This is a genomic window from Pseudomonas sp. (genome assembly GCF_050739655.1).
In the GTDB taxonomy this organism is placed as follows: domain Bacteria; phylum Pseudomonadota; class Gammaproteobacteria; order Pseudomonadales; family Pseudomonadaceae; genus Aquipseudomonas.
The window spans coordinates 1-9,891 of the sequence record NZ_JBOIBY010000296.1 but is presented as its reverse complement, the minus strand read 5'-3'; the positions used below and the strand labels follow the sequence as shown (position 1 = coordinate 9,891).

At 59.4% G+C, this 9,891-nt stretch carries 5 protein-coding genes; 4 read left to right on the top strand and 1 reads right to left on the bottom strand.

Translation table 11 applies throughout. The annotated features are described in order from the left end of the window. Nucleotides 1-1,728 (top strand): translational GTPase TypA (gene typA, locus ACRESJ_RS14375; protein ID WP_431758479.1); only part of this gene is annotated, 1,728 nt, incomplete at its 5' end. Nucleotides 1,729-1,943: 215 nt separating this feature from the next. Here typA and ACRESJ_RS14370 read toward each other — a convergent pair. After that, nucleotides 1,944-2,384: a YkgJ family cysteine cluster protein gene (locus ACRESJ_RS14370; RefSeq protein WP_431758478.1), complete on the bottom strand. Its 441-nt coding sequence runs from the start codon at nucleotides 2,382-2,384 to the stop codon at nucleotides 1,944-1,946. Between the two features lie 257 nt (nucleotides 2,385-2,641). Here ACRESJ_RS14370 and ACRESJ_RS14365 point away from each other — a divergent pair, with 257 nt between their 5' ends. The 3 genes from ACRESJ_RS14365 to ACRESJ_RS14355 all read left to right on the top strand — a co-directional run bounded on the left by ACRESJ_RS14365 (nucleotide 2,642) and on the right by ACRESJ_RS14355 (nucleotide 9,818). Then, a complete protein-coding gene (locus tag ACRESJ_RS14365) occupies nucleotides 2,642-5,092 on the top strand; it encodes a glycogen/starch/alpha-glucan phosphorylase (RefSeq protein WP_431758477.1) in 2,451 nt (816 codons plus the stop codon). A 158-nt stretch (nucleotides 5,093-5,250) separates the two neighbouring features. Then, entirely contained in the window at nucleotides 5,251-8,457 is a 3,207-nt protein-coding gene (locus ACRESJ_RS14360) for a DUF2339 domain-containing protein (RefSeq protein ID WP_431758476.1), read from the top strand. Beyond that, nucleotides 8,454-9,818 carry a DUF3999 domain-containing protein gene (locus ACRESJ_RS14355; protein ID WP_431758475.1) on the top strand — a complete coding sequence of 455 codons (1,365 nt, stop codon included), beginning with the start codon at nucleotides 8,454-8,456 and terminating at the stop codon, nucleotides 9,816-9,818. The genes ACRESJ_RS14360 and ACRESJ_RS14355 overlap by 4 nt, the downstream gene beginning before the upstream one ends. Nucleotides 9,819-9,891 lie beyond the last annotated feature (73 nt).

Genomic DNA, 9,891 nt, shown 5'->3' with positions numbered 1-9,891 from the left:
CTGGAGCGCAACGAGCTCAACGACGAGCGCGTGATGGACTCCAACGACCAGGAAAAAGAGCGCGGTATTACCATTCTGGCGAAAAACACCGCCATCAACTGGAACGGCTACCACATCAACATCGTGGACACCCCGGGCCACGCCGACTTCGGCGGCGAAGTAGAGCGCGTAATGTCGATGGTCGACTCCGTTCTGCTGCTGGTTGACGCTCAAGACGGCCCTATGCCGCAAACCCGTTTCGTGACCAAGAAAGCGTTCGAAGCTGGCCTGAAGCCAATCGTCGTGATCAACAAGGTTGACCGTCCGGGCGCGCGTCCTGACTGGGTTCTGGATCAGATCTTCGACCTGTTCGACAACCTGGGTGCTTCCGACGAACAACTGGACTTCCAGGTTGTTTACGCCTCGGCCCTGAACGGTATTGCCGGTCTGGACCACACCGCCATGGCGGAAGACATGACCCCGCTGTACCAAGCGGTCGTTGACCACGTACCCGCGCCGAAAGTTGACCGTGAAGGTCCTTTCCAGATGCAAATCTCGGCACTGGACTACAACAGCTTCCTGGGTGTTATCGGTGTTGGTCGTATCGCTCGCGGTACCGTCAAGCCAAACACCCCGGTTGTGGCGATCAGCGCCGACGGCAAGAAGCGTAACGGTCGTATCCTGAAGCTGATGGGTCACCACGGTCTGCACCGTGTAGACGTTGAAGAAGCTGCAGCAGGCGACATCGTTTGCATCAGCGGTATGGACGAGCTGTTCATCTCCGACACCCTGTGCCAGTTGGACACCCCGGAGGCGATGAAGCCTCTGACCGTCGACGAGCCAACCGTTTCCATGACCTTCCCGGTAAACGACTCGCCATTCTGCGGTAAAGAAGGCCAGTTCGTGACCTCCCGTAACATCAAGGATCGTCTGGACAAAGAGCTGCTGTACAACGTTGCACTGCGCGTTGAAGAAGGCGACTCGGCTGACAAGTTCAAGGTTTCCGGCCGTGGTGAGCTGCACCTCTCGGTACTGATCGAAACCATGCGTCGCGAAGGCTTCGAACTGGCCCTGGGCCGTCCTGAAGTGATCATTCGTGAAGTCGACGGCGTCAAGCAAGAGCCGTTCGAAAACGTCACCATCGACATCCCTGAAGAATCCCAGGGCAAGGTGATGGAAGAGATGGGTCTGCGTAAAGGCGACCTGAGCAATATGGTGCCGGATGGCAAAGGCCGTGTGCGTCTGGAATACAACATCCCTGCTCGTGGTCTGATCGGTTTCCGTAACCAGTTCCTGACCCTGACCAACGGTGCTGGCATCCTGACCTCGATCTTCGATCGTTACGCTCCAGTGAAGTCCGGTCACATGTCCGGCCGTCAGAACGGCGTACTGGTTTCGGTTGAAACCGGCAAGGCACTGACCTACTCCCTGGAAACCCTGCAGGCTCGTGGCAAGTTGTTCGTAGAACACGGCCAGGAGATCTACAACGGTCAGATCGTTGGTCAGAACAGCCGTGACAACGACCTGGGCGTTAACCCTACCAAGGGCAAGAAGCTCGACAACATGCGTGCTTCGGGTAAAGACGAAACCATCGCTCTGGTTCCACCTGTTCGCTTCACCCTGGAACAGGCTCTGGAATACATCCAGGAAGACGAGCTGTGCGAAGTTACTCCTAAGTCCATCCGTCTTCGCAAGAAGATCCTGGACGAAAGCGAGCGTACCCGCGCTGCCAAGAAAGCCAAGGCTTAATTAGCCCCGGCTGAACGAAAACGCCCCCGGTCGAAAGGCCGGGGGCGTTTTTGTTTGTCTGGGATTTTTGTGGTGTTTGTGCTGGCCTCTTCGCTGGCAAGCCAGCTCCCACAGGGTTTTGGGTCGTACATGCAATCTGTGAACGACAACAATCACTGTGGGAGCTGGCTTGCCAGCGAAGGCGGCAGTTCAGCCGCCACAGATATCAGGAGGGATCAGAACTTCTCGAGCGTCCGGCGGCCGCTGGTCTCGCGCACCACTTCCTTTGGCTTGTACGCGCAATACCCAGGCCGCGGGCCGATTTTTGGGTGGTTGCGGCAAGTATCCGGGCGCTTTTCATAAATAGTGCACAGACGGCTCTTACGATCCAAATACAGGCAATCGTTGTTGCTCATGCGCTGGAGGGTGAAGATTCCGGATTTCTGATTGAAGCGCTCGACCAACCCTTCCTTTTGCAGGCGCTTGGCGATGTTCTTCGGTGGATCGCCCATCTCGAACTCATCGACCACGCCAATACGGATCAGGTCCTTGATCTTGACCTCGACGGGCAGGGTGCAGCAGCTGGACATGCAGGATCCGCACATCGGGGCTGTGTACTTGGCCCAGGTTTCGAGGCGGTCGATCTCCGCGGCGGCGATCAGGTTGGGCTTCATCATCGGTTGTTACCAGGCGTGTGCATCAGGGCGCGCGATCATACCGGGACTGGTGGATTTTTGAACAACCTTTCGCCAGTTTTTTTCAGCACAGGCCAATAACACGATTAAACCGGCACAACACCTGCATCGAATAATGCTCACGACAATCAATTGCCGGACCCGCTCGCACTTGTAGGAAAAACTGCCGAACAAGAGCCTCTACCGCCTGTCAGACCGTCTAGGCTCAGACAACTCAAAGCTCGCTCGAGGTCTTATTGATGACTCAAGAACCACTTGTTCGCGAAGCAGAGGTGGCCGCATTCCGCGACGCCGTCTTGACCAAGCTCACTTACGCTGTGGGCAAAGATCCGGATCACGCCTTCGACCACGACTGGTTCGAAGCCATTGCACTGGCGGCGCGCGACCACATGGTCGAGCACTGGATGGATCACACGCGGCAGATTTACCGCAAAGGACAAAAGCGGGTTTATTACCTCTCGCTGGAATTTCTCATCGGTCGTTTGCTCTACGACAGCCTGAGCAACCTCGGCCTGCTCGACGTGGCGCGCGAAGCCCTGACCGAACTCGGTGTCGACCTTGAACGCATCCGTCTTCTTGAACCTGATGCGGCGCTGGGTAACGGCGGCCTTGGGCGTCTGGCCGCATGCTTCATGGAAAGCATGTCGACATTGGGTATAGCCGGTCACGGCTACGGCATTCGTTACGAGCATGGCTTGTTCCGCCAAGCCATTGTCGACGGCTGGCAGCAGGAGCAAACCGAACACTGGCTGGATTTCGGTAACCCATGGGAATTCGAGCGGCCTGAGGTGGTTTATCCAATCGGTTTTGGCGGCGGCGTCGAGACGGTGATCGATGAAGCGGGCAAGTCCAAACAAGTCTGGCACCCTGCGGAAACCGTGCGGGCCATTGCCTACGACACGCCGGTGGTGGGTTGGCGCGGGGCGAGTGTGAACACGCTGCGTCTGTGGCGTGCCCGGGCCATGGAAGACTTGCATCTGGAGCGTTTCAACGCAGGCGATCACTTGGGCGCGGTTGCCGAAGTGGCAAGGGCGGAAAGTATTTCCCGCGTACTCTATCCGGCGGACAGCACTGAAGCGGGCCAGGAACTGCGTTTGCGTCAGGAGTATTTCTTTGTCGCGGCGTCCCTGCAGGATTTGCTGCGTCGCCATCGCAACATGCATACCTCGGTGCTGACCCTGGGCGATCACGCGTCGATCCAGCTCAATGACACTCACCCCTCGATTGCCGTCGCCGAACTGATGCGCCAATTGGTGGATGTCTACGATGTAGCGTGGGATGCGGCGTGGCAGGTGACGGTCGACACGCTTTCCTATACCAACCACACCCTGCTGCCCGAAGCGCTGGAAACCTGGCCGGTGGGTCTGATGGAACGCATGCTTCCACGGCACATGCAGATCATTTATCTGATCAATGCACGACATATCGACTCGCTGCGTGCCAAGGGTATTCACGACTTTGACGTGTTGCGCGCGGTGTCGCTGATTGAAGAAGACAATGGTCGCCGAGTACGCATGGGTAACCTGGCGTTCCTCGGTTCCCACAGCGTCAATGGCGTATCCGGATTGCACACGCAACTGATGCGAAAAACGGTGTTCTCTGAATTGCACAAGCTGTATCCGGACCGGATCAACAACAAGACCAACGGCATTACCTTCCGCCGCTGGCTGTACCAGGCCAATCCGGAGCTGACGTCGATGCTGGTCGATGCCCTTGGCCCGGAGCTGCTGGACAAGCCCGAGGAGCTGTTACTCGATCTGGAGCCGTTCGCCGAGAAGACAGCCTTCCGCAAGTCCTTCGCCGATCAGCGTTTGCATAACAAGAAGGCCTTGGCCTATCTGATTCATGAACGACTTGGGGTGGCGGTCAACCCGGCGGCGATGTTCGATGTGCAGGTAAAGCGGATCCACGAGTACAAACGCCAGTTGCTCAACTTGATGCACACCGTGGCGTTGTATCAGGCGATTCGCGCCGAGCCGGAAATCGACTGGGTGCCACGGGTGAAGATCTTCGCCGGTAAAGCAGCCGCCAGTTATCACCAGGCCAAGTTGATCATCAAGCTGACCAACGATATCGCCCGGGTGGTGAACAACGATCCAACCGTGCGCGGCTTGCTCAAGGTGGTTTTCCTGCCCAACTACAACGTCAGCCTGGCGGAAAGCATTATTCCGGCTGCGGACTTGTCCGAGCAGATTTCCACCGCGGGTTACGAAGCGTCGGGCACCAGCAACATGAAATTCGGCCTCAACGGTGCGCTGACCATCGGTACGCTGGACGGCGCCAACGTGGAAATGTGCGAACGCATCGGCTCCGAACACATGTTCATCTTCGGCCTCAGCGCCCAGCAGGTGGAAGCACGCAAGCAGAATCATGAGTTCAGCGCTGTGCCGGACATTGCCGCGTCACACCGGCTCAACGATGTGCTGCAAGCGATTCGCGGCGGGGTGTTCTCGCCGGATGATCCGTCGCGCTACACCGGGCTGATCGATTCGTTGGTGGACTACGACCGCTTCCTGGTCTGCGCCGACTTCGATTCCTACTGGAACGCGCAGATGCGAGTCGAAGCCCATTGGCACGATTCCAAGGAATGGTGGCGTTCAGCAGTGTTGAACACATCGCGGATGGGCTGGTTCTCGTCCGACCGGACGATTCGTGAGTACGCCACGGATATCTGGAAGGCGTTGGGGTAAGAATTCGGCCGTATCGATATACTGACGCACCGTAAAAGATCGCAGCCTTCGGCAGCTCCTGCATTGGAACGCGTTTCCATGTAGGCGCTACCGAAGGCTGCGATCTTTTTGGGGCTGGCTACGCTAGTCTTTCAGGATTGCGATCAAGGATATCGACAATGCAATGGATGTTCATGCTGAGTGGCCTGGTGCTGGGCTGGATACTCGACGAGTCATTCAGCGATGCGCTGCTGGGTGCGTTGCTGGGTTTGGCGATCGGTCAGGCTATTCGCATCAGCCGCTTGAGCTCGCAGGCCAATGCGCAGCGTGACCTGCTTGAGCAGGCGAAGGTTGCTCTGCATGCGGTCGAGCAACGGTTGGCGGTGCTGGAGGTGTCTGGTGTCAAGGCGCCGCAGACCAATGAAGCGGTCATCGCCCCAATCCCTGATATCCAAGTTGCGCAGGCCCCTGTCGAAGCCCCGGAATTAATCTGGGAACTGCCTCCCGAACTCGAACCCGTTGCTCACACCGAGACCAGTCGTCCAGCGCCTGTCGATGCCTGGAAACCGGAACCGGTTGTCCGTGACCCGCAACAGCCTGTCATTCCTCGCGGCCCAAACTTCATCGAACGTGCCATCAACGGGGCCCGCGCATGGTTGTTCGGTGGCAACACCGTGTTGCGGGTCGGCGTGGTGCTGTTGTTCCTTGGCCTGGCCTTCCTGCTGCGCTACGCCACGGAAGGCATCGTGGTGCCGATCGAGTTGCGTTATGCCGGTGTTGCGGCGACAGCATTGGGATTGCTTGGACTCGGTTGGTGGCTCAGAGCCCGTAACGGCAATTACGCGTTGATGCTGCAAGGCGCCGGGATCGCGGTGCTGTATCTGACGGTGTTTGCGGCGATGCGCCTGCATCCGCTGCTCGATCCTTCCGCGGCGTTTGGCCTGTTGGTCGCCGTGACGGTGTTTTCGGCGATTCTCGCCGTTACCCAGGATTCCCTGGGACTGGCGGCGGCTGCCGCATTGGGCGGGTTCGCCGCACCCATCCTGGCCTCCACCGGTTCGGGCAGTCACGTTGCATTGTTCAGCTATTTCGCCTTGCTCAACGCCGGCATCCTCGGCATCGCCTGGTTCAAAGCCTGGCGGCTGCTGAATGTTATCGGCTTCGTTGGCACCTTCGGTATCGGGTTTGCCTGGGGTGCACGCTCCTATACACCGGAGCTGTTATGGAGTACCGAACCTTTCCTGATTTTGTTCTTCCTGATGTACCTGGCCATCGGATTACTGTTCGCCCGACGCAAGCTGCTGGAGCTGGGCGATGCACCCGAAGAGGGCGGTCGTGAGGTTCTGCTGCGTTGGTCGGCGCGCAAAGGCGATTACGTCGACGGTACGCTGCTGTTCGGTCCGCCCTTGGTGGGCTTCGGTTTGCAGTTCGCGCTGGTTCAGCATCTCGAGTTTGCCGTCGCATTCAGCGCTTTGGCGCTGGGCTTCATCTACTTGGGACTGGCGCGTTGGCTGTTCGCGGGGCGCACGTTATTGCTGGCGGAAACCTGCCTGGCCCTGGGCGTGATTTTCACCAGCCTGGCCATTCCGCTGGGGCTCGACGCGCGCTGGACGACAGCGGCATGGGCTGTGGAGGGCGCGGGAATCTTCTGGCTCGGGTTGCGTCAGCAACGACCGTTGGCTCGGGCCTTCGCGCTGCTGCTGCAACTGGGCTCGGCGCTGACGTTTCTCAGCGAACTGGGCGATGGCCAGAGCAGCCTGCTTGATGGGGCGCCACTAGGTGCGTTGCTGCTCGGTGTCGCGTTGCTGTTCAGCTTCTACCTAATGCACAAAGCCCTTCCCGAGCAAGTCGCGCCGTGGGAGCGCAAGGCTTCATGGGTGTTGGCCTGTCTGGGGCTGGCGTTTCTTTATCTGCTGGCGCCGCTGTTTTTCTTTGCCCATGGCACGACGATCAGTTGGGCATTGGCCGGGCTGATTACGTTGTTTGTGGGGCTACTCCTGCCATCGCGGGCGTTTGTGTTCACTGCGATGGCCGTCCAATGGCTGGGTGGTGGGTTGTTCCTGGTGACCGCACCGTTGCTTGACGAAGGTTTGCGCCCGCTGGCCCATGGCGATTTCTGGGCGCCGCTGGTGCTGGGCTTGGCGGGGTTGATCGGGGCGTGGCGTTTGCAATCGGGTAAACCGGACGGGGCGCTTGCAGGCCTGAATTTGCAGCGTTTGTCTCAGATCATGCTGGTGTGGGGTGCCGGTTGGTGGGCGCTGGCGTGGAGTAGTGAGGTGTTGCGGTTCGCGCCGTTGGCGCTGCAAGTGACGCTGTTGCTCGCCATCGCGGCGATTAGCGTCGCATTGTGGGCCGCGCTCGCGTTGCGTCTTAAATGGCCATCGCTGGGGCTGTTTTGCACCTTGTTGATCCCGGCTGCCGCTCTGTTGTTACTGGTCGCTTGGCATTCGCGTTATCACCCAGCGGCCAACTTCGGCTGGTTGGCATGGACGGCAGTGTTTGTCGTGCATTTCATTTCGCTGCGACGCTTGGCGCCGATGTTGCCGAAGCGGGCACTCAGCGTCGCCCATGTACTGGGTTGCTGGTTGTTAATCGGCGTACTGGCACTGCAACTGCGTTATGGCTTGCTGTTGTTGTCCGAGCAGTACAACGCTTGGCGCTGGCTGGGTTGGGCGATTCTACCGAGCCTGTATCTGGTGATGATGGCTGCACCACGAAACTGGCCATGGCCGATATCGGACTATTCCCGCGAATACCGCGTGTATGCCGCCGCGCCGTTGGCGTTGTTGATGCTGGTTTGGTTCTGGCTGGCCAACGCCTTCAGTGACGGCACGGCCGAGCCGCTGCCCTACGTGCCGCTGATCAACCCGCTGGAGCTGGGGTTGTTGTTTGCGCTGTTTGGCGTCTATGTGTGGTCCCGCAGTGCGGTGACGCAACTGGGCGTGCGTAAGGATTACGGCACCTACGCCACACAGCTGATCGCTGGAGTCTCGCTGTTCGTGTTCTTTACTGCGCTGGTGATGCGCACGGCTCACCACTGGGGCGCTGTGCCGTTCGAGCTCGATGCGCTGCTCGAATCCATGCGGGTGCAGGCCGGTCTGTCGATTGTCTGGACGTTGATGGCCCTGGGTCTGATGATCGGCGGCCATTTACGTCATCGCCGCGAGGTCTGGCTGATCGGTGCCGCATTGATCGGCGTAGTAGTGGCGAAACTGTTTTTTGTTGAACTGAGTAACCGCGGCGGGCTGGCGCGGATCGTATCGTTTATAGGCGTGGGCGTATTGCTGTTGGTGGTGGGCTACTTTGCCCCGTTGCCGCCAAAGCGCGTCGAGGCTTTGGCGGATGCCGAGAAACCGGCGGCGCAAAATGGGGGAATGTCATCTTGAGGCAGAAGCTGAACTTGAGCTGGTTGGGTGTCGTTGCAATGGGCGTGGCACTCTCGGCGGGCGCCCAGGAAAAACCGGCGGATTTCGCTACCCAGGTGCCGTTGACGGTGAGTGGCGAAGGACCGTGGTATCGCCTTGAACTGCCGCTGGCTGTGCAGCTCAATGCACGACAAACCGACCTGAGCGATGTCCGCGTGTTCAACGCCGTTGGCCAGCCGCAGGCTTATGCCTTGGCGCGGGCAACCACGCCAGCCGAAGAAAACCGCACGCTGACTGACGTCAAATGGTTCCCGCTCTACAACTCGGCGGACGCCACCGAGCACGCGCCGAGCGTACGGGTGCAATCGAACGCCAACGGCACGTTGGTCGAAGTACAACCCTCCAGTCAGCTTGAGGCGGGCGAAGAAGAGTTGCGTGGCTGGCTGCTCGACGCCAGCGCCATCAAGGCACCGTTGCAGCAGTTGATTCTCGATTGGACCAGCGAGCGCGACGGCTTCCAGCGTTTCAGCATCGAGGCCAGCGACGACTTGCAGCATTGGCAGTCCTGGGGCGAAGGGCAGGTGGCGCGCCTGACCGTTGCCGACGAGCGGGTGGAGCAGCATGAAGTTGGACTGCCGGGGCAGTCGGCTCGCTACTTGCGTTTGTTGTGGGAGACGCCGCAATCGGCACCGATTCTGACCTCGGCGCAACTGCAAAGCAGTCGCAGTTTGCCGCTGCCGATGGTCTGGTCGCAATCGTTGGCTGGCAGCACTGTGAAGGCGGGTGAATACACCTGGCAATTGCCGATGGGGATGAATGTCGAGCGGGTGCAAGTCGAACTCAGTCAGCCCAACAGCCTGGCGCCGGTCACCTTGTCCGGTCGTCGGGATAGCAGCCTGCCGTGGCAACCGTTGAGCAGTGGTTTGCTCTATCGCTTGACCCAGAACGGTCAGGACGTGGTGCAAAACGAGTTGCAGTTGTCGGGGCAAACCGTGCAGCAAATGAAGCTGACCGTGGATGAGCGGGGCGGTGGTTTGGGGGTAGAGGCGCCGACGATGAAGTTTGCCGTGCGCGCCACGCACCTGGTGTTCCTGGCGCGCGGGCCTGGGCCTTATACGCTGGCGCTGGGCAACTCGACGGTGAAGGCGGCGAACCTGCCATTGTCGACTCTGATACCGGATTACAACGTGGCGAAACTGGCGACGCTTGGCAAGGCTTCGGTGGATGGCGCAGCGGTGGTTGCGCCGGTTGCCGCGCCCGTTCAGGCACCAGCGAGTACCGACTGGAAGAAATTTGGCTTGTGGGCGGTTTTGCTGCTCAGCGTGCTGTTTCTGGCGGCGATGGCGTTCAGTCTGCTGCGCAAACCGCCGGTCAAACCCTGAAAGCAGGGCGCTTCGCACCCTAATCGCGAGCAGGCTCGCTCCCACAGGAAATGCATTCCAATGTGGGAGCGAG